This is a genomic window from Rhodococcus sp. USK10 (assembly GCF_019378875.1).
In the GTDB taxonomy this organism is placed as follows: Bacteria; Actinomycetota; Actinomycetes; order Mycobacteriales; family Mycobacteriaceae; genus Rhodococcus_F; species Rhodococcus_F pseudokoreensis.
Map to the genome: position 1 here is coordinate 6,991,417 of NZ_CP076048.1, position 26,130 is coordinate 7,017,546.

At 68.5% G+C, this 26,130-nt stretch carries 19 protein-coding genes; all 19 read left to right on the forward strand.

The window, feature by feature from the left end; all coding sequences use genetic code 11:
* The first annotated feature begins 10 nt into the window (after positions 1-10).
* The 19 genes from I1A62_RS39030 (at position 11) to I1A62_RS39120 (ending at position 26,109) form a co-directional block, all read left to right on the forward strand.
* The gene (locus tag I1A62_RS39030) at positions 11-1,855 is read left to right on the forward strand and encodes a bifunctional diguanylate cyclase/phosphodiesterase (RefSeq protein ID WP_124389328.1); all 1,845 of its coding nucleotides are present in this window, start codon (positions 11-13) and stop codon (positions 1,853-1,855) included.
* A gap of 267 nt (positions 1,856-2,122) precedes the next feature.
* Positions 2,123-3,577 (forward strand): sugar transferase, encoded by a 1,455-nt coding sequence (locus I1A62_RS39035; RefSeq protein WP_124389329.1) that lies wholly within the window; start codon positions 2,123-2,125, stop codon positions 3,575-3,577.
* 258 nt (positions 3,578-3,835) lie between these two features.
* Positions 3,836-4,273, forward strand: a complete 438-nt coding sequence (acpS, locus tag I1A62_RS39040; RefSeq protein ID WP_124389330.1) for a holo-ACP synthase — start codon at positions 3,836-3,838, stop codon at positions 4,271-4,273.
* Entirely contained in the window at positions 4,270-4,512 is a 243-nt protein-coding gene (locus I1A62_RS39045; protein WP_124389331.1) for an acyl carrier protein, read from the forward strand. Before acpS ends, I1A62_RS39045 begins: the two co-directional genes overlap by 4 nt.
* On the forward strand, positions 4,509-5,714 hold the full coding sequence (locus tag I1A62_RS39050; RefSeq protein ID WP_219457614.1) for an acyl-CoA dehydrogenase family protein: 1,206 nt from the start codon (positions 4,509-4,511) through the stop codon (positions 5,712-5,714). The genes I1A62_RS39045 and I1A62_RS39050 overlap by 4 nt, the downstream gene beginning before the upstream one ends.
* Positions 5,711-6,661, forward strand: a complete 951-nt coding sequence (locus tag I1A62_RS39055) for an amino acid--[acyl-carrier-protein] ligase (RefSeq protein ID WP_219457616.1) — start codon at positions 5,711-5,713, stop codon at positions 6,659-6,661. Before I1A62_RS39050 ends, I1A62_RS39055 begins: the two co-directional genes overlap by 4 nt.
* Positions 6,658-7,623, forward strand: coding sequence for a DUF1839 family protein (locus I1A62_RS39060; protein ID WP_219457618.1), 966 nt, complete (start codon positions 6,658-6,660; stop codon positions 7,621-7,623). The genes I1A62_RS39055 and I1A62_RS39060 overlap by 4 nt, the downstream gene beginning before the upstream one ends.
* Complete coding sequence (locus I1A62_RS39065) at positions 7,623-10,091, forward strand: glycosyl hydrolase (RefSeq protein ID WP_219457620.1); 2,469 nt, start codon at positions 7,623-7,625, stop codon at positions 10,089-10,091. Before I1A62_RS39060 ends, I1A62_RS39065 begins: the two co-directional genes overlap by 1 nt.
* A gap of 119 nt (positions 10,092-10,210) precedes the next feature.
* Entirely contained in the window at positions 10,211-13,858 is a 3,648-nt protein-coding gene (gene mfd, locus I1A62_RS39070; protein ID WP_124389336.1) for a transcription-repair coupling factor, read from the forward strand.
* A 4-nt stretch (positions 13,859-13,862) separates the two neighbouring features.
* Positions 13,863-14,729, forward strand: a complete 867-nt coding sequence (locus I1A62_RS39075; RefSeq protein WP_124389337.1) for a MazG family protein — start codon at positions 13,863-13,865, stop codon at positions 14,727-14,729.
* 303 nt (positions 14,730-15,032) lie between these two features.
* The gene (locus I1A62_RS39080) at positions 15,033-15,860 is read left to right on the forward strand and encodes a glycosyltransferase family 2 protein (protein WP_219457622.1); all 828 of its coding nucleotides are present in this window, start codon (positions 15,033-15,035) and stop codon (positions 15,858-15,860) included.
* A 6-nt stretch (positions 15,861-15,866) separates the two neighbouring features.
* A complete protein-coding gene (locus tag I1A62_RS39085) occupies positions 15,867-16,817 on the forward strand; it encodes a glycosyltransferase family 2 protein (RefSeq protein ID WP_219457623.1) in 951 nt (316 codons plus the stop codon).
* Complete coding sequence (locus I1A62_RS39090; RefSeq protein ID WP_219457624.1) at positions 16,814-18,124, forward strand: glycosyltransferase; 1,311 nt, start codon at positions 16,814-16,816, stop codon at positions 18,122-18,124. The genes I1A62_RS39085 and I1A62_RS39090 overlap by 4 nt, the downstream gene beginning before the upstream one ends.
* A complete protein-coding gene (locus tag I1A62_RS39095; protein WP_219457625.1) occupies positions 18,108-19,901 on the forward strand; it encodes a serine aminopeptidase domain-containing protein in 1,794 nt (597 codons plus the stop codon). Before I1A62_RS39090 ends, I1A62_RS39095 begins: the two co-directional genes overlap by 17 nt.
* Positions 19,902-19,903: 2 nt before the next feature.
* On the forward strand, positions 19,904-21,277 hold the full coding sequence (locus I1A62_RS39100) for a lipopolysaccharide biosynthesis protein (RefSeq protein ID WP_219457626.1): 1,374 nt from the start codon (positions 19,904-19,906) through the stop codon (positions 21,275-21,277).
* Positions 21,264-22,505 carry a hypothetical protein gene (locus I1A62_RS39105; protein ID WP_219457627.1) on the forward strand — a complete coding sequence of 414 codons (1,242 nt, stop codon included), beginning with the start codon at positions 21,264-21,266 and terminating at the stop codon, positions 22,503-22,505. Before I1A62_RS39100 ends, I1A62_RS39105 begins: the two co-directional genes overlap by 14 nt.
* A gap of 2 nt (positions 22,506-22,507) precedes the next feature.
* Positions 22,508-23,179 (forward strand): DUF998 domain-containing protein, encoded by a 672-nt coding sequence (locus I1A62_RS39110; protein WP_124389344.1) that lies wholly within the window; start codon positions 22,508-22,510, stop codon positions 23,177-23,179.
* Between the two features lie 31 nt (positions 23,180-23,210).
* The gene (locus I1A62_RS39115; protein WP_218269401.1) at positions 23,211-24,008 is read left to right on the forward strand and encodes a glycoside hydrolase family 16 protein; all 798 of its coding nucleotides are present in this window, start codon (positions 23,211-23,213) and stop codon (positions 24,006-24,008) included.
* On the forward strand, positions 24,001-26,109 hold the full coding sequence (locus I1A62_RS39120) for a hypothetical protein (protein WP_219457628.1): 2,109 nt from the start codon (positions 24,001-24,003) through the stop codon (positions 26,107-26,109). The genes I1A62_RS39115 and I1A62_RS39120 overlap by 8 nt, the downstream gene beginning before the upstream one ends.
* The last annotated feature ends 21 nt before the right edge of the window (positions 26,110-26,130 follow it).

The window sequence follows — 26,130 nt, forward strand, 5'->3', positions numbered from 1 at the left end:
AGGAGGGCCCGTGAACACCGAGAAGCAAACCGAAAAGCTCGAGACCCTGGTGACAACCGTGGCGTCCCGGCTCACGCCTGTCGATGCGGTCTCGTTCAAGGCCGTGGCCACCCGCGTGCTGCAGGATCTCGTCGAACACTTCGAGGTCGACACCAGCTTTCTCCGGTTCACCGACCACGAGATCGCGGCGACGGTGCTGGTCGCGGAATACCCCCTTCGTCCCTTCATCCCCGACCCCGACCCGCTGGGCGTCGTCTACTTCAAGGATGCCGATCCGACCTTCGCCCAGATCGAGCACCAGAAGGAAGTCGCCATCTTCCGGCCGGAGGTGTCCGGTCCGGATTACAACGAACGGGTCCGCGAGGCGTCGGGGGTGCCGCAGGTGTCACTCGCCGCCGTTCCGCTGCTGTCCGGTGAGACGACGACGGGCACGCTCGGATTCATCAAGTTCGGCGACCGCGACTGGACGCCGCCGGAGCTCGACGTCCTGAAGGCGATCGCCGCCCTGCTCGCCCAGGTCCAGGCCCGCATCGTCGTAGAGGAGCAGTTGCGCTACTCGGCCGATCACGATTCCCTCACCGGACTCAGTAACCGGCGCGCCCTCTACCACCACCTGGACACCCGCCTGGCGTCGACCGAGCCCGGGCCGGTCGCCATTCTGTTCCTGGACCTGGACCGCTTGAAACCCCTCAACGACTTCTTCGGTCACGGGGCGGGCGACGGGTTCATCTCGACCATCGCGGACCGGCTCAGATCGACCAGCCAGGCCGACGACCTCGTCTCGAGGCTGGGCGGCGACGAGTTCGTCCTCGTGCTCGGAGGGTCGGTGGGTCTCGAGGAGGCGGAGAGGCGGGCGCAGCACATCCGCGACGTCGTGACCGAACGGGTGCGTCTCGGCCGTGAGGTGGTCAGCCGCAGTGTCAGCATCGGCGTCGCCGCGGGGCGTCCGGGCAAGGCCACCACGAGTTCGCTCCTCAGCCAGGCCGACCAGGCCGTCATGGTTGCGAAGACCAAGGGCGGAAACGCGATCAGCGTCTTCACCGACGAGATGCAGGAGGAGAGCGAGAAGCGCAACATGATCGAGCTCAGTCTGCGTGCGGCCATCGCGGACGAGTCGCTGTTTCTCGAGTACCAGCCCGAGGTCGACCTGCGGACCGGCCGGATCGTCGGGGTGGAGGCGCTGGTTCGGTGGAATCATCCGTTGCTCGGGCTGTTGCAGCCCGGCTCGTTCATCGACGTCGCCGAGGCGACGAACGTCGCGGGCGAACTCGGTCGCTGGGTCATCCGGAAGGCCTGCGGGCAGTGGGCCGACTGGCGGTCGCAGGCGCCCGAGCTGGATCTGGATCTCAGCGTCAACGTCTCACCCGGCCAATTGGCCGGTCTGGACTTTCTCGACGTCGTCGCGAACGCGTTGACGGAGTTCGACCTTCGCAAGGGCGCACTGTGCCTGGAGATCACGGAGAACGCAGTGCTCAGTGACCTCACCTGGACGCGTGAAGCGCTCGAGGGACTGCACGCGATGGACGTGGAGGTCGCGATCGACGACTTCGGCACCGGATACAGCTCTCTCAGTCACCTCAAGGCACTGCCGGTGGGGACATTGAAGATCGACAAGGGGTTCGTGATGAACCTGGACACCAATCCCGAGGACCGGGCGATCGTGAAGTCGATAATCGGCCTCGCGGAGTCGTTCGGCTTGGAATTGGTGGCGGAGGGGGTCGAGAACGTGGAGTCGGCCCGGCAACTTCTGGACATGGGATGTCATCGGGCACAGGGATTTCTGTTCAGCCGTCCGGTCTCGGCGGAGAAGATCGGCAAGTTGCTGGCGGCGGGCGCTATCGAGGTAGGCCTTTAAGGGTTGGAATAAACCATACCGAAAGCTCGGTTTAGTTCAATTATGGTAATTGAGAGCATTTGATTGCCGCGATAACAAACTCGGAGTATGTTTTTATGAGTAGTAATCAACTCCACGGCGCGACGAATCGACGCGGTGGCGGGCGGGCTCCGAGCATGGGTTTGATCAATGTGCGAATGTGGAAGCGATTTCGAGGCACTGAGCGTGTCCGAGCGGACCCAGCTCCTCATCAAATCTGAATGTGCACACGGCCGTAGGGGGGCGGGGGTGCCGACCATCCCCGGGCGTGCCGTGCCCGACCTCCCCTCGCCACGGCCGTCCTGGGAGCGGTGGTACTCGCAGGCTGCGATATGCAGTGATCTGTTCAGTGTCGTCGCCGCAGACCTTTTCGTCACCGTCGTCTACCGCCAGATCCCTCTCTGGACGTGGGCCGGGAGCCTCGCGGTCGCGGTCGCGGTTCCGGTCCTCGCGATGCTGTCCCTGGCGTTGGCGCACGCGTGGGATCCGCGCATTCTCGGCAGCGGTGCCGAGGAGTTTCGCAGAGTGGGACGGGCGTACGTGTGGGTGATCGCAGTGATGGCTGTCGCCGGGTACGCCTTGGGTACCGCGAACGGGCACTCGTGGGTGTTCGGCGCTCTGCCGCTCGCTGCAGCGATGTCGGTGCTCGGACGTTATGCGCTGAGGCAAGCTCTGCGCAGGCGCCGGCGCTCGGGAGACTATCTGCGATCCGTCCTCGTGGCCGGCGACGTCGACGAAGTGCTCGAATTGATCAAGCGCACGCCGGACATCTCGCAGGCCGGGTGGCGCGTGGATGCCATCTGCCTAGCCGACGTGAGACCGGGTGAACAGCTTCCGCTCGCCATCGACGACACTCCCGTGATCGGCACGGAGAAGGACATAGTCGGTATCACCAGGCTCCATTCCTTCCAGGCGATCGCGGTTCTCCCCTCGAGCGGCTGGACTCCGGCTCGCACCGAGCGGCTGAGCTGGGAGCTGGAGGGCACCGGAACCGACCTTCTGATCGCGCCCGTACTCATGGATGTCGTCGGTCCTCGTCTGCATATCGCCCCCGTCGCGGGGGTCCCGTTGATGCAATTGAGTGCGCCGACGTACTCGGGCCCGGCGTGGGTGATCAAGAATGTCTTCGATCGGATCTTCGCTCTCGTCATCGTCGTCGCGATCGCGCCCGTTCTGCTCGTCATCGGCGGGGCGATTCGCGCTACCAGCCGGGGTCCGGCGTTGTTCAAGCAGACTCGCGTCGGACGGGACGGCGAGATGTTCACGATGTACAAGTTCCGCAGCATGGTGGTGGATGCGGAAGCGCGGATCCGTGAGCTCGCGGCGTTCGACGAGGGCGCTGGCGTCATGTTCAAGATCCACGACGACCCTCGGGTCACCCGGATCGGCAGGTTCATTCGCCGCTACTCGCTCGACGAGTTGCCGCAGTTGTTCAATGTCGTGTCGGGCAGTATGTCTCTAGTAGGTCCGCGGCCACCGTTGGAATGCGAGGTCGCGCGGTACGGCGACGACGGTGCGCGGCGCCGGTTGTTCGTCAAACCGGGACTCACTGGACTGTGGCAGGTGAGTGGCCGGAGCAACCTCAGCTGGGAGGAGTCGGTGCGCGCCGACCTGCATTACGTCGAGAACTGGAGCTTCACGCTGGATTTGCTGATCCTCTGGAAAACCGTTCGCGCCGTGCTGCGACCGGACGGCGCGTACTGAGGGTGTGCCGGTCCGGCGCCGGTCGTGGCGTCCGAGGTGATAGGGCGGTCGTCCGTCGAGACTGCGGATGACTCACCGGCATTATCGGCTTCGGCGAGACAGCGTTACAGACTCGGGGTATGTTTATGCCCATACCGAAAGACCTCTTGTCTTTAATTGGCAAAGTACGGTAACTTCTCGAAGGGTTTGCTGGAGAGTCGCTGAGAGTGGCTTCCCGCATGGAACGTGGGACTGTCGAAGACTGGAGCAGGGGGATCGATGTCTGGTGGTTCGGTCTGGTCGATTCCCGAGTCCCGCATCGGGTGCGACGTGATGACGGTCGGGCACGTGCGAAGCAGCGTCGAGCGGTTCGGCGACCGCTATCTGAGCAGAATCTTCACACCCCACGAATTGGAAACCTGCGCAGGACCTGCGCGGGTCCAGCGGCTGGCCGCCCGATTCGCGGCCAAGGAGGCCGTGGTCAAGGTGTTGCGCCCCGGCGACGTCGCCTTGCCGTGGCAGTCCATCGAGATCCGGCGCGAGAGCTGGGGCGGATGCGGAGTGCGACTGTCCGGCAATGCATCGGCACTCGCCGAGCGTCAGGGACTCGGCGGGTTCGACGTCTCGATCTCGCACGAGGCCGACGTCGCGATCGCGATGGTCACCGCATCCCGGCTGGGCACGCCCCCCGATCACGAAGGAGAACGCCACCCATGAGCGAGCACACCATTCGCAAGGTTCTCGGCGACCATGCCCGGCTGTCCGTCGACGCCGGGAGCATCGCCGTCGGCGCCGATCTCTACGAACTCGGTCTGACGTCCCACGCGAGCGTCAACGTCATGCTGGCGCTGGAGGATTCGTTCGACATCGAATTCCCCGACGAGTTGCTGCGCAAGAGCACATTCGCGAGCGTCGACTCCATCCGGGGTGCGCTCGTCGAACTCGGCGTGGCATGAGCACCGCCCTCGCGGGCGACACGGGGATCGGGTCCGCCCCGGTTTCCGGGCCGTCGGCAAGGGCCGCGAGTGTGGCCGAGGTGGCCGCCCGGTGGGCCGTGGACGTCGACCGTGACGCACGCTTTCCGCGGGAGGCCGTGGACGCTCTCCGGGACCAGCGTCTGCTCTCGTGCGCCGTACCCGCGGAACTGGGTGGTGAAGGCGCGACACTGCGGGAACTGTGCACGATCGCCCGGACCCTGGGCCGCGAGTGCGCCGCGACCGCGATGGTATTCGCGATGCACCAGACCCAGATCCTCTCGCTGGTACGGCATCCAGGTGGCGACGGAGTCGCCGGCTTCCTGCGCGACGCGGTCGCCGGTCAGCACCTGCTGGCGTCGGCGACGACGGAACTGGGCATCGGCGGCGACGTCCGGCGCAGCACCTGCGCGGTGGAGCGGTCCGGTGGCGTGGTGTCGCTGGTCAAGAACGCCCCGGTCATCTCGTACGGCGAGTACGCCGACGCGATCCTGGCGACCGCGCGGCGCACCCCCGACAGCCCGCCCAGCGACCAGGTGCTCGTCATCTGCCGGGGTGCGGACGTGACGCTCGAGCGGACCGGCGACTGGAACACGCTGGGGCTGCGCGGAACCTGCAGTCCCGGGTTCGTGTTGCGGGCCACCACGACCTCGGATCTCGTCGTCGCCGACCCCTATTCGGAGATCTCGGCGGCGACCATGCTCCCCGTGTCGCACTCGGTGTGGTCGGCGGTGTGGCTCGGCATCGCTGACGCCGCGGTGGAGAAGGCGCGCCGGTACGTGCGTGCGGGCGCGCGCAAACAGCCGGGCGTGGCCTCGCCCGCCGCCTTGCGCCTCGCCGAGGCAGCCGCTGTGCACCAGCAGTTCGCGGACGTCGTGTTCGCGGCGGCCCGCCGGTTCGACGACGCCGACGCGGCTCCGGCCGGTTCGCCTGAGGCCGAAGTCGCGTGCGGCGTCGGCTATTCGCTGGCGATGAACAACCTCAAGGTCACGGCGTCGACCCTGGCCGTCGATCTCGTCGGCAGGGCCCTCCTGATCTGTGGGATTGCCGGCTACCGGGAAGACACGGAGTACTCGCTCGGCCGGCACCTGCGTGACGCGCACGGTGCGGCCGTCATGGTCAACAACGATCGAATCATGGCCAACTCGGCGCAGATGGCCACGGCATACCGGGGGACGATATGAGCACGGACATCGCAGTGGAGCAGCAGGAGACGAGCGAACTCGACCGCGCCCGGCGCGCGTTCCGGGCGGAACTGCTGGGGGCCGGGCTCCTGGTGGACACGTCCGTCGCCGGCCTCTACGGACGGTCGGGGTTGTTCGAGGACATCGTCGACGGCATCGACGCGGTCGTGCGGGCAGCGGGCCCGGGCGCGTCCGCGGCCCGATTCCGGTTTCCGCCGGTGTTCCCGCGCACCAGTTTCGAGCGCACCGACTACATCGCGTCGTTCCCGAATCTGACCGGTGCCGTCAACACGTTCACCGGCACCAACGCCGAGCACGCGCAACTGCTGGCGGCGCGGGCCGAGGGGGAGAGCTGGGACCGGTGGCTCGAGCCCACCGACACGATGCTGGTGTCGGCGGCCTGCCACCCCGCGTACCCGATGTTCACGGGAGTGCTGCCGGACGGCGGTGCGCTGCTCGACGTGTACGGCTACTGCTTCCGGCACGAGCCCGCGTTCGATCCCGCCCGCATGCAGGCGTTCCGGATGCACGAGTTCGTGCGGATCGGCACCGCGGACCAGGCTGCGGACCACCGTGACTCGTGGATCGAGCGCGGGCTGGAGGTGTTGTCCGACCTGTGGCTGGACGCGACACCGGTGATCGCCAACGATCCGTTCTTCGGCAGGGCCGGACGCATGCTCGCCGCGAACCAGCGCGACGAGAATCTCAAGACCGAACTGACGGTGCGCCTGTACGGCGACCTCGACGACGGGACCGCGGTTGTGTCGTGCAACTGCCATCAGGACCATTTCGGTGTCACGTTCGACATCGCCACCGCGGACGGCGGTGTCGCGCACAGTGCGTGTGTGGGGTTCGGGATGGAACGTATCGCGCTCGCGATGCTGCGGACCCACGGCATGGACCCGTCGCGCTGGCCGAGCGCGGTGAAATCCCGGATGTCGCTGTGACGTCCCGGCTGATCGACATCTCGCCGGACGGCTACGAACCGCACCCCATCCACTCGGACGAACGGACCTGGACCGAGACCAACTGCTACCTCGACCTGTGGGTGGAGGTACTGCACTCGCTCGGGCTCGATCCGGTGCCCGCCGCCGCGTGCGCGTTCGGTGCACGGTTCGACGGATCGCAGTGGACGTTCCTGAAGTTCAAGCCCGAGGATCTGTTCGCCCTGTACGGGATCGACGTGGGGGAGATGAACGTCTGGCGCGGTGTCCTCGACCATGTGGAGGACAATCTCGCGGTCGGGATGTTGTCGACCGTCGAGGTGGATGCGCACTGGCTCCCGGATACGGTAGGCACCGGCTACCGCGAGAGCCACACCAAGACCACGATCGTCGCGAACTTCGTCGACCGCGAGTCCGGTGTGCTCGAGTACTTCCACAACAGTGGGTATCACAGGCTGGCCGGGGACGACTTCCGCGGGCTGTTCGGGCTCGGCCTCGCCGGATCGGCGACGTTCACGCCGTACGTCGAGCAGGTCCGGTTCGACGGGGACCCGGAGTACCGGCCGGGCCGCTTCGACGCGGTGCTGCGGCATCATCTCGCCACGCGGCCCGACGGGAATCCGGTGCGCGCTCTCGGTGACCGGGTGGTCGCCGACGTGCCCTGGATCCGCGGCGCGGGTATCGACACGTTTCATCTCTGGACGTTCGGGGTGTTGCGGCAGTGTGGCGCCACCGCGGAACTCGCCGCCGACGTCTGCGAGTACCTCGAGCGCAACGGGTTCGCGGGGACCGCGGCGTTCGCGCCGGGCTTCCGTGAGGTGGCGCAAGGCGCGAAGAGCGTGCAGTTCCAGATGGCGCGCGCCGCTCGCGGACGGAGCGTCGACCCGTCGGCGCAACTCGACGGCATGGCCGAGGCGTGGGAACGATCGGTGGACGGCGTGGTGCGCGTGGTCGGACGCGCGTAGTGGATCTTCTCGACGGCGCCCGGTGGCGTTGCGTGGCAACGGAACCGGGTTCGGTTACCGATCCGCCGGGGTTGGCTTGTGTGCCGGGCCCGTGGTATTCCGCGCAGGTTCCGGGAACCGCGGCCGGCGCGATCCGGGCGGCCGACGGCGTCGCGGCGGCGCGCACGGTGCAGACCGATGCGGTGGACTGGTGGTTCGTCACCGACGTGTCCGGCGGCGGCCCCGGTCCGTGGCGGCTCGAGCTCGACGGTCTCGCGACGCACGCGGAGGTGTGGGTAGGTGACGACGTCGTCCTGTCCTCGGAGTCGATGTTCGTGCCTGCCTCGGTCGACGTGGACTCTCGCCCCGGCACGGTCACGCTGGCGATCCGATTCCCGTCGCTCGACGCGGCGCTGCGCCGACGGCGGCCCCGCGGACGCTGGCGGTCGTCGCTGGTGAGTGCGCAGGGGCTGCGCTGGATGCGGACGAGCCTGCTCGGTCGCGCTCCGGTCTTCGGCGGCGTGCCCGCCCCGGTCGGGCCGTGGCGGCCGGTGCGACTGCACGACCGCGCGGCGCCGGTGCTGTCGGACCGTCACGTGGTCACCACCGTGCAGGACGGGGCGGGCGTGCTGGATTTGGCTGTGCGCGTGCACGGCTCGGCAGGCCCACCCCCCGTCGTCCGGCTCGGCGACGTCGCCGCGGAGGCGACCGTCGTCGGCACCGGCCCCGGCGCGCAGGACGTGCGCGCTCACCTGCGCATCCCCGACGTCCGATTGTGGTGGCCACACACCCACGGCGCCCCGGTGACATATCCGCTGAGCATCGCCGTCGGCGAGCACGTTCTCGACCTGGGCGCCGTCGGATTCCGCACCGTGAGCGTGGCGCGCGGGGACGGCGGGTTCCGGCTGGCGGTCAACGGGGTCGACGTGTACTGCCGCGGGGCCGTCTGGACCCCGGTCGATCCGATCGGGCTGGGCGGCCGGTCGCAGACGCGGGAGACGCTCGAGCGGGTGGTCGAGGCCGGGCTCAACATGGTCCGGGTGCCGGGCACGATGCTGTACGAGGACTCCGCATTCTGGGACGACTGTGCCGAACTCGGCGTTCTGGTGTGGCAGGACGCCATGCTGTCGACGTTCGACCCGCCCGACGACGACACGTTCCTGGACTTGCTGACCGCGGAGATCGAGTCGGTGCTGCGACCGTTGTCGGGCAACCCCGCGCTCGCCGTGTTCAGCGGCGGCAGCGAAACGGAACAGCAACCCACGATGCTCGGACTGCCTGCGCCGCGCATCCCGGCGGTGCACGACGTGATCCCGGCGGTGGTCGCGCGGACCGCGCCGGGGGTGGCGGCGGTGTCGTCGTCGCCCTCCCCGCCGCCGGGAGGCGACGCGCTCGCGACGCACGTCGGAACGGGTGTCGCGCACTACTTCGGCGTCGGCGGCTATCGGCTTCCGCCGTCCGACGTCCGCCAGGCCGGGGTGCGGTTCGCCGCCGAATGCCTCGCGTTCTCGATCCCCCCGTCGGACGCGACGATCGAGACCGAGTTCGGCAGCCTCGCCGCCGCAGGCCACCACCCGCGGTGGAAGGCCGCCGTGCCCCGCGACAACGGGTCGTCCTGGGACTTCGAGGACGTCCGCGACCACTACGTGCGGACGCTGTTCGGGGAGGAGCCGTCGTCGGTCCGCTGGACCGACCCCGAGCGGTACCTCGCGCTCGGTCGCGCTGCCGTCTGCGAGGCCTTCGCGGCGGCCCTCGGATACTGGCGTCGGCCCGATTCGGGTTGCGACGGCGCTCTGGTGCTCACGCTCCGCGACCTCGAACCCGGCGCCGGGTGGGGACTGCTCGACTCCGACGGAAGGCCGAAGGCGCCGTGGTTCGTGATGCGGCGGTTGTCCCGGCCGGTCGCGGTGCTCCTCGGCGAGGACGGAATGGACGGACTGCGCATCGACGCGGTCAACGACTCGGCCCGCGCGATCGTGGGGGAGTTGCGCGTGCAGGTGCACACCCGCACGGGTTCGCGGGCGTTCGACGTCACCGAACCGGTGACCGTCGCCGCGCACGCGGCCCGCCGGTGGTCGCTCGACACGCTGCTCGGTCGTTTCACCGACGCGACGCACGTCCATCGTTTCGGGGTCCGCGGCTACGAGAGCGTGACCGCCACGCTGTCGGGCGAGGACGGTGTCGTCGCCGAGGCCGTGCACCTCCTCGGCGGTCCGGCGCGCGCCCTCGAACGTACCGTCGGCCTGACGGCGGTGGCGCGGGAGGCGGCACCCGGCGACTGGGTGGTCGACGTCGCCACCGACGGCGCCGCGCAGTACGTCCACCTCGAACTCGGCGGATTCGAACCGGCCGACTCCTGGTTCCATCTGCCGCCCGGTGGCACCCGGATCGTGCCGGTGCGCAGGACCGGGACGGCCGAGTCGGTGACCGGGCGGGTGCGGGCGCTGAACTCGGTGAGCGTCGCCCCGGTGGTGCGGGCCGCCACCTGATCCGGACCCCGGTTCGTCGATGTGCGATATCGACTAGGCTTGCTCAGTCCGCAACTGGCCGCTCGTCCCGGCCCGAGCTGTTCGCCGGCAGTTCGTCATCACTGCTCAGGAGTGCGTCGTTGTCTTCCCCGCTCATCGCTGCCGAGCCCTCGTCCGACACCCCGCTCGCCGGGCTGGCGAAGATCGCGCTGGGCGACGCCGTCGTCGCGCGGGTGACCGAGGCCCTCGGGCGGCATCACCTCGACATCGTCGCGCCCGCACCCGTCCGGCCGTTCGTGGCCGCGGCCCTCGCCGAGCGCACCCACCTGCTTCTGGTCACCGCGACCGGTCGCGAGGCCGACGACCTCACCGCCGAACTGCAGGAGATGATCGGCGACGCGGTGGCGCAGTTCCCGTCGTGGGAGACGTTGCCGCACGAACGGCTGTCGCCGAGCGCCGACACGGTCGGTCGCCGGGTGGAGGTGCTCCGCAGGCTCGCGCGGCCGGACGACCGTTCGTACGGCGCCCCGCTCCAGGTCGTCGTCACCACCGTCCGTTCACTGGTGCAGCCCATGGCGCCCGGTCTCGGTGAGATCGAGCCCGTCACGCTGCGGGTGGGGGTGGAGCACGACTTCGACGGGCTGATCCAGCGGCTCGTCGAAATGGCGTACACGCGCGTCGACATGGTCGGCAAGCGCGGCGAGTTCGCCGTCCGCGGCGGCATCCTGGACCTGTTCTCGCCCACCGCGGATCATCCGGTGCGCGTCGAGTTCTGGGGCGACGAGGTCACCGAGTTGCGCGCGTTCTCCGTCGCCGACCAGAGGTCGCTGGCCGAACTCGACATCGACGCCGTGATCGCCCCGCCGTGCCGCGAACTGCTCCTCACCGAGGACGTCCGCGACCGGGCCGCGCAGCTCGCGGTCGACAACCAGGCCGACGCCGCGCTCGTCGAGATGCTCGACAAGATGTCCGCAGGCATCCCGGTGGAGGGCATGGAGGCACTGCTGCCCGTGCTGCGGCCGGGGCAGCTGCAGCTGCTCACCGACGTGCTGCCCGAGAGCGCGCACGTGCTGCTGTGCGATCCGGAGAAGATCCGGACACGCGCCACCGACCTGGTGCGCACCGGTCAGGAGTTCCTCGAGGCGTCGTGGACGGCGGCCTCGATCGGCGGCGCCGCCCCCCTCGACACGTCGGTATTGAAAGGCGACGGCATCGACCTCGGCGCCTCCGCCTACCGCTCGCTCAGCCAGGTCCGCGAATCCGCGGAGACCGCCGGTCTGCCGTGGTGGACGCTGAGCCCGCTCGCGTCCGGCAACGGCGAGGAACTGGAGCTGGCGGTCACCCCGGCACCGCAGGTCCGCGGTTCCGACGAGCTGCTGTCCGAACTGTTCGTGAGCCTGCGCGCCCACGTCAGCACGGGCGGGCGTGCGGTCATCGTGGTCGCAGGCGCCGGTACCGCGCATCGCGTGCTCGAGCGTCTCCGCGAGGCCGAGGTGCCCGCGGCGGAACTCGCGCCCGGTGCGGAGCCCGCCCGCGGTCAGGTCGGGGTGCTGCGCGGTTCGCTGCACGACGGCCTGGTCTTCCCCGGCGGCGACACCACCCCCGGGCTCGTCGTCGTCACGGAGTCCGATCTCACCGGCAACCGGGTGGCCGCGGTCGGCGACGGCAAGCGGCTGCCGGCCAAGCGCCGCAACCAGGTGGACCCGCTCGCCCTGACGGCCGGCGACATGGTGGTGCACGACCAGCACGGCATCGGACGATTCGTCGAGATGGTCGAACGGACCATCGGCGGCGCGCGGCGCGAATACCTCGTGATCGAGTACGCCGCCAGCAAGCGCGGCCACCCGGGCGACCGGCTGTTCGTCCCGATGGAGTCGCTCGACCAGCTGTCGCGGTACGTCGGCGGCGAACTGCCCGCACTGAGCAAGCTCGGCGGCTCCGACTGGGCCAACACCAAACGCAAGGCGCGCAAGGCGGTTCGGGAGATCGCCGGTGAGCTCGTCCAGCTGTACGCGGCACGGCAGGCCGCGCCCGGTCACGCGTTCGGCCCGGACACCCCGTGGCAGAAGGAGATGGAGGACGCCTTCGCGTTCACCGAGACCCACGACCAGCTGACGGTCATCAGCGAGGTCAAGGCCGACATGGAGAAGGCCGTCCCGATGGACCGCGTCGTCATCGGCGACGTCGGCTACGGCAAGACGGAGATCGCGGTGCGGGCGGCGTTCAAGGCCGTGCAGGACGGCAAGCAGGTGGCGGTCCTGGTGCCGACGACGCTTCTCGCCCAGCAGCACCTGCAGACGTTCACCGAGCGGATGGCGGCGTTCCCGGTCAAGGTGCGCGGGCTGTCCCGTTTCACGGATACCGGGGAGTCCAAGGAGATCGTCGCCGGGATGGCCGAAGGCGAGATCGACGTCGTCGTCGGCACGCATCGGCTGCTGCAGACCGGGATCCGGTGGAAGGACCTGGGCCTCGTCGTCGTGGACGAGGAACAGCGCTTCGGTGTGGAGCACAAGGAACACATCAAGGCGCTGCGCACCCACGTGGACGTTCTCACCATGTCGGCGACGCCGATCCCGCGAACGCTCGAGATGAGCATGGCGGGCATCCGTGAGATGTCCACGATTCTCACGCCGCCGGAGGAGCGGCACCCCATCCTCACGTATGTCGGCGCGTACGCCGACAAGCAGGTGGCCGCCGCCATCCGACGGGAGCTGCTCCGCGACGGGCAGGTGTTCTACGTCCACAACCGGGTCAGCTCGATCGACAAGGCAGCCCAGCGGATCCGCGAACTCGTCCCCGAGGCGCGCGTCGTCGTCGCGCACGGCCAGATGAACGAGGACACGCTGGAGCGGACCGTGCAGGGCTTCTGGGAGCGGGACTACGACGTGCTGGTGTGCACCACCATCATCGAGACCGGCCTCGACATCTCCAACGCCAACACGCTCATCGTCGAACGCGCCGATTCGCTGGGCCTGTCGCAGTTACACCAGTTGCGCGGTCGCGTCGGGCGTAGCCGTGAACGCGGCTACGCGTACTTCCTGTACCCGCCGGAGAAGCCGCTCACCGAGACGGCCTACGACCGCCTGGCGACCATTTCGCAGAACTCCGATCTCGGCGCGGGCATGGCGGTCGCGATGAAGGACCTCGAGATCCGTGGCGCCGGAAACGTGCTGGGCGCCGAGCAGTCCGGTCACGTGGCGGGCGTCGGGTTCGACCTGTACGTGCGGCTGGTGGGGGAGGCGGTCGAGGCCTTCCGGGCGGCGGCCGACGGCAAGCCGATCACGACGGAGGACGCCCCGAAGGAAGTCCGGATCGATCTTCCCGTCGACGCGCACATCCCCCCGGACTACGTCACCAGCGACCGTCTCCGGCTCGAGGGGTACCGCAAGCTCGCGGCCGCCACCGAGCTCGACGGCATCACCGCCGTCGTCGACGAACTCGTCGACCGGTACGGCCCGCTCCCCGAGGAGGTTCGCCGACTGGTCTCGGTGGCCAAGCTGCGCCTGCTGGCCCGCGAATACGGCCTCGAGGAGATCGCCGTCGTCGGAACGCAGCTGAAGATCGCGCCGATGGCCCTGCCCGACTCGAAGCAGCTGCGTCTCAAGCGGATCTACCCGAGTGCGCAGTACCGCGCCACCACCGGCATGGTCCAGCTGCCGCTGCCCCGGGCAGGTTCGGGCGGGATCGGCGCCGAGCGGGTGCGCGACGTGGAGTTGCTGCAGTACATCGCGGACTTCGTGCTCGCGCTGGACGGCAAGGCCGCCGGGTCCGTGGTGATGGAGGCCTGACCCGATGACGGTGGTCCTGCTCGACCCGTTGCGGCCCACGACGATCCCGATGGAAGCCGTCGGGGTGGTCGGCGGCGGAGTGGAGTTCACCGACGAGGTGCCCGAGGCCGTGCGGGCGCTGCTGTCCGCAGCACCCGGCGCCGCCGTCCTGATCAGTACCGATCCCGACCATCCCACCGTGCGCGAATGGGTCGCGTCGGGGTCCCGGATCATCGCGGCACCGAAGGTCCCGGGCGACAACCTCGTCGAGGCCGCCGAGGTGATGGACCGGTTGTGGAGCTACGGCGGCTGGGAAGTGACGCAGACGCACCGCACGCTGTCGCACTACCTCGTCGAGGAGACGTACGAGGTCCTCGACGCGATCGAATCCGCCGAGCCCGCGGACCTGCGCGAAGAGCTCGGAGATCTGCTGCTGCAGGTTCTGTTCCATTCGCGCATCGCCTCGGCGTCGGGCAATTTCGACGTCGACGACGTGGCCGCGACACTGGTCGCCAAGCTCGTGCACCGCAGCCCCCACCTCGGTGAGGACGTCGTCGGCCCGATCGACATCGCGGAGCAGGAACGGGCCTGGGAGGTCCGGAAGGCAGCTGAGAAGGCCCGGAGTTCCTGCCTCGACGGTGTCGCGATGAGCCAGCCCGCGGCATCCCTCGCCGCGAAGGTCATCGCCCGCGCGAGCAAGGCAGGCCTGCCGCCCGAGCTGGTGCCAGGGGAGATCACGGCGGACAGCGCGGCCGTGGTCGCCGCCGAGTCGAGGTTGCAGGCGGCGACGGCCGATCTGATCGCCCGTGTCCGCGCGGCCGAGGATGCTGCGCGCGCGGCAGGGAAGACCGAACTCGCCCCCGCGGACTGGCTCGGGTACTGGACGTCCTGATACCGGGGCGATCGGCGCTGTCGCTCGGGTTTGCCAAAATGTAACTGAGGGATGAATCACTCCCGTGTCCCTAGTGCAAGAAAAACAAACCTGAGGTAGTTTAAAGCGCGCATAGAAGACCAGTTGGTTGAAAACACGCGTTTCGAAGTACTACGAAGTCCTTCGCTTCGGGTGTTTATGGGCTTCGCGCACTGCACGTGGTGGGTATCCGAGCTCCCGGTCGGGCGAGGGCCGGTGCCCACAGGGGACCACATAGTGATGCTTCCGGGCCGAGTCGATTGCCCGACGATGAGAGACGGACACATGAGCCTGTACACGCCTGACCGCCTGGAACCTTCCGACGAGACAGACGCGCACGACATCGACGAGACCGGTGCCGTGGACCGCGCGCCCGGCCGCCCAACGGTCACCGTCGTCGTGCCCGCGATGAACGAAGCCAAGAACCTTCCTCATGTCGCCGCGCGCATGCCGGCAGACATCGACGAAATCGTCTTCGTGGACGGCCATTCCGTCGACGACACGGTCGCGGTGGCGCGGAGCCTGTGGCCGGAGGCGAAGTTCGTGACGCAGAGCCGCAAGGGCAAGGGCAACGCCCTCGCCTGCGGCTTTCGTGTCGCGACCAGCGACATCGTCGTGATGATCGACGCCGACGGCTCCACCGACCCGGCGGAGATCCCGTTGTTCGTCGGTGCGCTCGTGGCCGGCGCGGACTTCGCGAAGGGAACCCGTTTCGCCGATGGCGGCGGCAGCTCGGACATCACCTTCAGCCGGAAGCTCGGAAACAAGGCGTTGAACGCCATCGTCAACCTCAAGTTCGGGGCCGCGTTCAGTGACTTGTGCTACGGCTACAACGCATTCTGGCGCCACCACGTCCAGGTAATGGCATTGCCCGCGGTGGAGGCGACCGAGGCGCAGTGGGGCGACGGGTTCGAGATCGAGACTCTCATCAACGTGCGGGTCGCGAACGCGGGCCTGAAGATCACCGAGGTGCCGAGTTTCGAGCAGGATCGCATCCACGGCGAAAGCAACCTGAACGCGGTGCGGGACGGACTTCGTGTGTTGCGCACCATCAGGAGCGAACAGCGCACGACCGCAACGCACCTGTCCCCGGCGACTGTCCCGCAGGGCTGAGCGGCCATGACGGTGTCCACGCTCGTATCCTGCTCCGTCGTCATCTGCGCCTACACCACCGAACGGTGGAGCGACCTGTGCGCCGCGGTCGATTCGGTGCTCACCCAGAGCGTGCCGGTCCTCGAGGTGCTGCTGGTGATCGATCATTCGGAAGAGTTGTTCTCCCGTGCCGAACGGCACTTCGCAGCGGAATCTCGTGTGACCGTGCTCCGCAACTCCGAGTCGAGGGGCCTGTCCGGCGCCCGGAACACCGGCGTCCGCGCGTCGAGGGGCGACATGATCGCGTTCCTCGACGACGACGCCCGCGCCGAACCCGACTGGTACCGCGTGTCCGCCGCCCACTACTCCGATCCCGACGTGCTCGGTGTCGGCGGATTCGCGAGCCCGGCGTGGCCCGCCGCCCGCCCCGTGTGGATGCCCGCCGAGTTCGACTGGGTGGTCGGCTGCAGCTACGTCGGCCAGCCGACGCGCATCGAACCGGTGCGGAACTTCATCGGCTGCAACATGTCTCTGCGGCGCACGGTCTTCGACGCAGTCGACGGGTTCAGCGACGGAATCGGCAGGGTCGGGAAGACGCCGGTCGGGTGCGAGGAGACCGAACTCTGCATCCGGATCCGAACTCACCAGCCCACCGCACGGTTGCTGTTCGACCCCGCGATGAAGGTGGTGCACCGCGTCAGCGACGACCGCACCACGTTCCGCTACTTCCTCTCGCGCTGCTTCCACGAGGGCGTGTCGAAGGCGCTGGTGTCCGATCTCGTCGGGGCCGGCGACGCGCTCAGCAGCGAACGGGCGTACACGGCCCGTGTCCTGCCACGAGCCGTCGTCACGGGGATCACGTCCCCGCGGCACGGCGGACTGTCCCGAGCGGGTGCCGTGATCGCGGGGTTCACGGCGACCGCAGCCGGATACGCCCGAGGCCTCGTCGGTCTGCGATCCAAGCGGGTGACGGCATGACCGGGACACTCGATCGCAGGATCGACCTGGTGCCGGCTCTCGAAAGCGATCACGCGCCGACGTGGGACGGCGCCGTCTGGGTCGGCGAACTTCGTGGACCTGTCCGGGAAGACACCGAATACCGGCTGGGCCGAGCCGAGGGTTATCGGCGCGCCCGGCTGCTCGTACGAGAAGATCGCACCCTGGTGGGATTCGTCGAGGTGGACATCGAGGACGGCAGGCTCGAGACCGCCGCACTGCGGCACGCACTGGACGGGCTCGTGCCGGTGGCAGTGGCCGACAGCGTCGTCGACACCGAAGCATCCGGCCCGTCCGTCACCGTCGTGGTGTGTACCCGCGACCGGGTCGACAGCCTGAAGGTCGCCCTGCAATCGATCCTGTCGCTCGACCATCCCGGCTACGAGGTGATCGTGGTCGACAACGCATCCCGCACGGATGCCACCCAGCGGTATGTCGCCGAACTCGGTGATCCCCGCGTGCGCGTCGTGACCGAGCCCCGGCCCGGACTGTCCCGGGCGCGCAATGCGGGAGTCCGCGCGGCGAACACCGAGATCATCGCGTTCACCGACGACGACGTCGTGGTCGACCCGCACTGGCTCACCGAACTCGTGGCCGGCTTCGGTGCAGGGAACGCGGTGGCGTGCGTGTGCGGGATCGTCCCGAGCGGTGAGATCCGCACACCCGCGCAGGCGTACTTCGATCAGCGGGTGGGGTGGGCGAGTTCCTGTGTCCCACGGTTGTTCGACCTCGCGCACCCACCCGCCGACGTGCCGCTCTTCCCCTTCCAGGTCGGGATCTACGGCACCGGCGCGAATTTCGCCGTCGACCGGCAGGCCGTGTACGCGCTCGGCGGTTTCGACGAGGCACTCGGGGCGGGAGCCCCCACCGACGGCGGCGAAGACCTCGACATGTTCTTCCGCGTGCTGCACTCCGGGCGGCAACTGGCGTACCGACCCGGGGCGGTCGTGTGGCATCGGCACCGCGCGGACAACGAGGCGCTCGCCGTCCAGGCGCGCGGCTACGGACTCGGACTCGGCGCCTGGCTGGCCAAGATCGCCGTCGATCCACGCACCGCGTGGCTCGCGGTGCGTATCGCGGTGCGGCAGGCGCCCACGTTTCTTCGTCTGTCGCGGAAGATGTCCCACGTCGCCACGCCTCCGGACCGTCTCGCCGGCCACCTTCCCGAGGGGATCGGAGCCACCGAGCTCCGGTCCATCGCACGCGGACCGTTCGCCTATCTGAAGGCCCGAGTCGAGGGCCGGGATCCGGCGCCGATGAGAGGGGTGACTCATGACGGCCCATCCTGATCGCGTAGGCACCGAGCCGCTCGCCGGTCGTGCCGACGGCACCCGGTTCGCCACCTGGTTCGGACCGGACGACGCACCGCTGTTCGGCGTCGTCGATCGTCCTGCCGACGGCCGCTGCCGCGGTGCCGTCGTCCTCTGCCCGCCGATCGGCAAGGAACAGGTCGACTCGTACCGAGCAATGGTGTATCTCGCGCAGCAACTGCGCGCCCGAGGGTTGCTGGTGTTGCGGTTGGACTACCGCGGCACCGGTGATTCGCCGGGCGCCCAGGACGATTCCGACGCGGTCGCCGGATGGCTCGACAGCATCCGGCGAGCGGTCGAGTATGTCCGCAGCTGCGGCATCACGGACATCGGGTTGGTCGGCCTCCGGGTCGGCGCACTCCTCGCCGCTCAGGTTGCCGCGGCGTGCGGTCCGGTGCGGGCCGTGACCTTGTGGGATCCGGTGGTTCGTGGCCGCGCCTACCTGCGCAAGCAGACCGCGCTGCACCAGATGGTGGTCGGTCCCGAGGGCACGGACGATCCGCGGGTCACGCTCATCGGTGCCGTGCTCGCACCGGCCGCGGCGTCGGCCCTGTCGCCGATGACCCTGCGCGCGGCGAACCCGCCGTCCGGCGCGAAGGTCCTGATGGCATTGCGCGAGAGCGAGGTCGATTCCGTCGGGACTCGTGAAGCTGTCGCCGCCTGGAACGCCGAGACGTTCACTGTCCACGACTACGAATCGTTCCTCGAGCCGGCGGACTTCGTGGTCCGGCTTCCGTTCGGCGACGCCGACCGGATCGCCGCATGGATGTCCGCATCCTTCGGCGACCACCACACCGGTGCCGCACTCGATCTCCGCCCCACCGCCGTGGTGGATCGCACCGTCGACGGCAGGCAGGTCGTCGAGACGCTGGAGTTCGCCGGAGCGTCCGAACTCTTCACGATCCGCACGTCCATCGCGCCCGCGCGGGGTGCGAGGCCCGACGCTGCGGTACCGACGGTGATCTTCCACGGCACCGCCAACGAGCACCGTGTGGGACCGGTCCGGCTGTGGGCCGAGACCGCGCGCGAGCTGGCGGCCCACGGGATCGTCAGCGTCCGCTTCGATCGTCGCGGCACCGGCGACACCGGCCTGGTGCAGCACGGCGAAAGCACGACCCTCTACACGGACGAATCCCGGAACGACGCCGTCGACATCATCTCCGCCAGTGGTGCGCAGCCCGAATCGGTTGTGCTCGCCGGGATGTGCTCGGGGGCGTGGAATTCGAGCTACGCCGCCATCCGGCGTCCCGTCCGGGCAGTGGTCCTGGTCAACATGGCGGACTGGACCATCACGCGGAAGGCGTTCGTGAAGCAGTCCACGATGGACGCGGACAAGAAATCCCTGAAGGGTGCAGCGCTCGCGCTGCTGCACCGGCACGCGGCGACGGCGAAGAAATACCTGCGGGTGTGCTTGCCCTACCGCGGCTGGTTATTGCTGGGCCGGGCAGGCCTGCTGCAGGTGCCGGAAGTCATGCTCGCTCCGCTCAACAAGCGCGGCGTGCACACCACCGTCCTCCTCTCACCGGTCGACTACGCCGCATTCGTCGAGAACCACGGCGAGCGCAGCCTTCGCCGGCTGCGACGTGCCGGCTGGAACGGACGCCTGGTCACGTATCCGACCGGCGACCACTCGCTGTACAGCACCGCCTTGCGGGACAGGGTCCTCCGGGACGTCCTCGCCACTGCGCTCGGTGAACTGACCGTGGACCGTGTCGACGGCGCCCGTGACGATTCCCGGCCGGCGTTGGTCGGATAACCATGGGAGCCCCGACAGCGACGCAGTCGCAACTACATGCCAGACATCGCGCCGAGCAGCCCACGCGCTCCGCCGGGCGGAATCTGCAGCTCAACTCGATGGCACTGATGCTGTCGAGTGTGGTCACCGGTGTCCTCGGCCTCGCCTTCTGGGGCGCGTCGGCGCGGTTGTTCCCCGCCGACCAGGTGGGGGTGGCGTCTGCGCTCATCTCGACGGCGATCATGCTGTCGACGCTGTCGAATCTCAGTCTCGGCTCGATGTTCGAGCGCTTTCTGCCGGTGGCCGGTCATCGTGCGGGACCGTTGCTGATCAAGGGTTTCGCCGCCGTGGCGACACTGGCCCTCGTGTCGGCTGTGGGCCTCATCGTCTTCGGCCCGCGGGACACGCTGTTCGAGAACAAATTGGAAATTGCGATCTATCCGCTGTTCGTCGTAGTCCTCGCGCTCTTCGCGCTACAGGACCAGACCGTTTCCGGTCTGGGCGTCGCCCGCTGGGCGGCGTCGAAGAACGTCTTCCACGCGCTGGCCAAACTGCTGGCGGTCGTGGTGCTCGCGGCATCGGGTTCGGCGCTCGCCATCGTCGCCTCCTGGGGAGTCACCGCGGCGATCGCCGTGGTGGTCCTGCTGACGTCGATGGGGCTGCGCATCCGGTCCGACCCGCGATACCGGCAGGCACCGGCGCTGCCCTCGAACAAGGAGCTCGGGGTGTACTTCGGTTCCTCGTACGGCATTTCGGCGCTGGGGGCCATTGCCCCGCTCGTCGTCCCGCTGATCGTCGTCACCCGGGTCGGTACCGCGGCGAATGCGTACTTCGCGGTGACGTGGTCGATCGTCAGCGCCCTCTACATCATGGTGAACCTCATGGTGGGCCCGTTCGTGGCCGAAGCCGCCGCGCATCCGGACAAGATCGTCAGCCTGTCCCGCCGGTTCGTCCGCACCATCGCCGTGATCGCGGTGGTGGGCGGGTTCGGTCTGGCCTTCGTCGCGCCGTTGGCGCTCGGATTCATCGGTGCGGAATACCGGGCGGAGGGAACACCTCTGCTCCATCTCGCCGCAGTGTTCGTGCCCCTCGCCGTCATCGGCGCCGTCTACGACGGTCTCGCGCGGGTGTACCGCCGACTGACCCTCGCCGTCTTCACCCAGTGCCTGGCCACGGTGGTGATCATCGTCGGCAGCCTGGTCTTCAGCGCGTCTGTCGGCGTCGCGGGGGTGGGCTGGGCGTATCTCGCCGCCGAGACACTCACCGCCGTGATCCTCGCCGGACCGCTCATCTCCTGGCTCCGCCGACTCCAGAACCGCGCCAAGTGGGAGCGGTGGCTGGCGAAGAAGAGCGCGAACCAGCAACCGATGTGGCAGGTATCCGATGTCGATGCATAGAGCGAGTTCCCGCGACCTGATGCGCAGCGGCAGTCGCATGATCACCGCGATCGGTCCCGTCCGCCTGCCGGGCATCGGCGAGATCCGGGACACGCTGACCGTGCTCGCGCACGCCGGTGGACATCACACCCCGATCGGGCTCGTCCCGACCACCGAGTCACGCCGGTGGGAGCACCGACCGCAGGACTTCCTCGGGAACGTCCGGCAATTCGGGCCGTGCACCCGGGAGGAGGTGCCTCGGCTGCTGGCCCGGCTGGCACGCGCCGGTGCATCCGCGCACCCGCTGAACGTCGCGGTCGCGGGTGACTTTCTCCTCCTTGACATCTCGCACGGACTCGGTGACGGACGGCTCGCACTGGCACTCGTCCGTGCTGTCGCCGGCGGACGCACCGGAACGCCGGTCCCCGAATGGGCCCGGACACGCGACAGCGCACTGCCGCTCGCACGCGCCCTGACCCGGGCCTTCGCGACGTCCCCCGCCCGTGTCGCTCAGCTCCTCGAACCCCGGCCCCCCATCACACTCGACGCCGGTCCCGTCGAGACCGTGCCCTGGCGCAGGTCACCCACGGCGGTGGTCGAGTCCGCCGTGTCCGGCACCACCGCGGAACTCCGTCGCTGGCGGGATCGGGAACTGCCGGGTGCGTCGGTGTCGTCGTTGCTGTTCACGGCAGTCGCGCGGGCGATGCGCAGTCGTGGTCTGACGGTCGACGACAAGGTCGACGTCCTCTTCGACTGTCGCCGTTATCTCCCGGACGGTGCGACGGTGAACGGAAATTTCGCTGCCGGAGTGCGGCTCGCGCTGTCCGACCCGGGTGATGCCGCCGAGATGAGTGCGGCGATCGCGCAGGCCACCGCGTCGGGCAGGCCGCTCGCCTCGCTCGCATTCAGCGTCGCCAAGTTCCGCAGGCGCATGCGTGCCGGCACGGCGCACGCCGAGACCGCGCACGTCGCGGCGACGCCCCGGGCGAGGCTCGTGTACTCCGACATGGGGGAGGCCGCGCTGCTGGCCGATCTCGACTGGACCGACGAGCCCGGCCGGCGGATTGTCACCGCACTGAGCGAGCCGGCCGATCCGGCGTCGATCGTCTTCACCTCGGTGCGCCGCGGTCGCGAACTCGACGTGTCGGCGTCCCTGCACGACAACGTGTTCGACCCCGAACTCGTCCGCGATGCGCTCGCGGACGCCCTGTGCGACCCACTGTCTCTCCTGTCTCGAAGGATTGTCTAGCCATGCCCTCACACGTCCTGGAGACATCGAAGCGAACCCCGCTGTACCTCACCGTCGCCGCGCTGCAGTTCTTCGTCGTCGAATTCCTCGTCGCCGGAACCTGGCGCGGTCACTACAGCTACTCGACCAACTTCATCAGCGACCTCGGTGTTCCGTTCTGCGGCACCGACGGCACCGCGCCGTGCAGCAGGACGTCGCTGTTGATGGACGCAGCGTTCGTCGTGGCCGGTATCGCGTATGTGGTTGCCGCCGTCCTCTGGTACCGAGCCGAGCGGGTGCTCCCACTCGTCCCGGTGGTGTTCCTCGTGGTGGCTGGAATCGGCGGAGCGGTCGTCGGTCTCGCGCCGTCGAACACGCACTGGGAAATTCATTCGCTCGGCGCGACGCTGTTTCTCATCTTCGGCAGTCTCTTCACGCTGACGACGGCACTCACCGTCTGGCCGCAGATGTCGGGGCCGGCCACGTACGTCGCCGTCGCGCTGGGGGTGCTCGGACTGGTCGGATACTTCTGTTTCACGTACTCCTGGGACCTCGGTCTCGGTGTCGGCGGCATCGAAAGGGTCGCGGCGTACTCGGCGATCCTCGGCTTCGTCGTGTGCGTCCACCTCGTGACACAGTTGCAGTCCGTTCGACGTTCGGCTGCCGTCCGGGTCGGAGACAAAGCCGGTGCATAGACAGCTGAACCGTCCACGCAGAGCCCGTGCCGTGTCGTCGGCCGCGGTGTTCCTCGCGCTCGCCTGCGTCGGCGCCACCGGGTGGTACGCGTCGAACGATGTCGCGCAGGCATCCGGGAAGGGCGAGAACGTGCTCATGTTCGACGATTTCGTCGGGGCCGCCGGAACGTCGCCCGACTCCCGCTACTGGGGGCACGCAGTCGGGGGAGGAGGCTGGGGAAACGACGAGGCGCAGGTCTACACGGACGATCCCGCCAATTCCCGGCTCGACGGCGAGGGCAACCTCGTCATCGAAGCCCGCCGCGACGGATCCGGCTACACGTCGGCACGGCTGGTCACCCTCGACCGCTTCGCCTTCCAGTACGGACGTGCCGAGGCCCGCATCAAGCTGCCGAAGGGGCAGGGCCTGCACCCGGCGTTCTGGTTGCTGGGCACGGACGTCAACCGGGTGGGCTGGCCGCAATCGGGGGAGATCGACGTGATCGAGACGATCAACGACGCGTCGTTCTACCACAGCGCGCTGCACGGACCGTCCGCCGACGGAACACCTTGGGCTCTGAATGCCGAAGGCAGCGAGGACGTGTCGGACGATTTTCACGACTACTGGGTGGAGCGGTCGCCGGACCGGATCACGTTCGGCATCGACGACGCCGTGACGGGCGAGTTCTCGCGCACGGACCTGGATCCGGGGCAGGAATGGGTGTTCGACAAGCCGTTCTCCCTGTTGCTGAACGTCGCGGTCGGCGGACGGTGGCCCGGCGAAGTCGGAGCCGGCACGACGTTTCCGGCCACGATGCTCGTCGACTGGGTGAGGGTGACCGATGAGTGATCTCCTCACGGCGGAGCGCCTCGACACGCGAACTCCGGAGCGGTCCCGGTACTACGACGTCGCTGCCCTGGCGTCGGCGGTCGCGGGACTGACATCCCTTGCCCCGCTTCCGTCACCGGTCAGCGCCGTGCTGCTGACGGTGTTCGTGCTGAGCGGCCCGGGTCTCGCGATCGTGACGTGGTTGCGGATACCGGTCGCCGCGTCGGTCGCGGCCGTCCCCGTCCTCGGACTGTCCGTGGTCACTGCCGCCACCACAGTCCTGGCCTGGTTCTACCGCTGGCCCGCCACCGGTCTGCTGCTGGTGATGGTCCTGGCCGTCGTCGCGTCCGCGCTACGGCATCGGTGGCACGACACCGGCGCCGGCCCGGTTCGCGTGGTCACCCTGCGGCAGACGCGGTTTCGCCTGGCGCAATGGGCGCACGACGCCCGCCGTAATCGACCCCTGATCCTCGTCGCAGTGACACTGGCTCTGTGGGTGGCCGTGCTCTTCGGGCTCGGCACCACCGAGTACTCACAGTTCGGTCTGCTGTTCGTCGGAAGCGGGCCCGGGCTGGTGGTGTGCGCGCTGATGATGCTCGGCGCGTTCGTCTGGGCTCTCCGCACAAAGGCTGTCGGAACAGCGGCCACGGCTGTGCTCGGTGTGATCGTGGTGGAACGGCTCACCCCGACACTCGTCACCGACGTGCCCATCTACGGTTGGACGTACAAGCACCTCGGCGTGGTCGACTACATCCAGCAGTTCCAGACACTGCCGCCCAAGGGCGTCGACATCTACGGTGAGTGGCCGGGCTTCTTCACCGCGTTCGCGTGGTTCGGTGACATCACGTCGGCGGACATGATGTCCATCGCCCACTGGTTCGCGCCGGTGATCCACGTGTTGCTGGCGATCGTGATCGCCGCGATCGCCCGGCTCCTCGGGTTCGACATGCGGGTGGCACTGACAGCTGCGATGGTGGCGGAACTCGCCAACTGGGTCGGGCAGGACTACTTCTCGCCGCAGGCCATCGCACTCGTCATGGCGCTGGGTGTGGTGGCGCTGCTCGTCGTGTCAACAGAGCACCGATCCGCGGCATACCTGTCGATCCTCGTATTCGCTGCCCTGGTACCCACCCACCAGCTGACCCCCTACTGGCTGTTCGGAGTGACGGCGGCCCTGACGGTGACGCGGAAGATCCGACCGTGGTGGCTTCCCGTGCCCTACTTCGCGATCCTCGTCGCCTATCTCGTGCCCCGGCTCGACATCGTGGCACCGTACGGGCTGTTGTCCGGTTTCAACCCGGTCGACAACGCCGCCAGCAACGTGACCGCGGTCGGCACGTTCGGGAAGATCTTCACCTCCGCCGTGTGCCGTTCCCTGTCCGCGGGCATCATCCTGCTCGCCGTGGTCTGCGCGATCCTCCTCTGGCGGAGCAAGCGTCCCGCCTGGATCGCGACCGTCATGGCGTTCAGTTCGTTCGCGCTCCTGGCGGGCCAGAGCTACGGCGGTGAGGCGATCTTCCGGGTCTACCTCTACGCCGTGCCCGGCTGCGCGATCCTCATCGCTCCGATTTTCGTGGACGCGCTCACGATCAGGTTCCGGTCCGGATTGCTCCGCCGAGTCGTCCCCGTCGGACTCGCGAGTGGACTGGCGTACGTGACATTCGCGGGCCTGCAGGGCTATTACGGGCTGTGGTCGCTGGTCGTCGGCTATCAGTCCCAGGTGACGTTCGCAGAGGACATCCTCGCGAACGAACAGCCACCGGCGATGATCATGTCCATCTATCCCGCGGGTCTTCCCACTCGGGTCAGCGCCGACTACATCAAGTTCGCCGTCGTCGACAAGGATTTCGATCAACCCCTGCTGGCCTTGCCACCCGCCTTGCTGGAGGGTTTCCCGCACGGCGGCCAGATCGAGATGCTCACCGCGGATGCGGCGAAACGGGAAGGCGACACGTATCTCGTGTTCAACACTCAGGGCACTGCCGCCATCCGCTACTACGGTTATCTACTGGACGGATCCGTCGACAACTTCGAAGACCAATTGCGGTCCAGCCCCGACTGGTCCGTGTCCGCGCAGGACGTCGACAGCACCATTTTCCGGTACACCGGCCCGAGGAGGTAACGGCTACCTGGCGTATTCGGT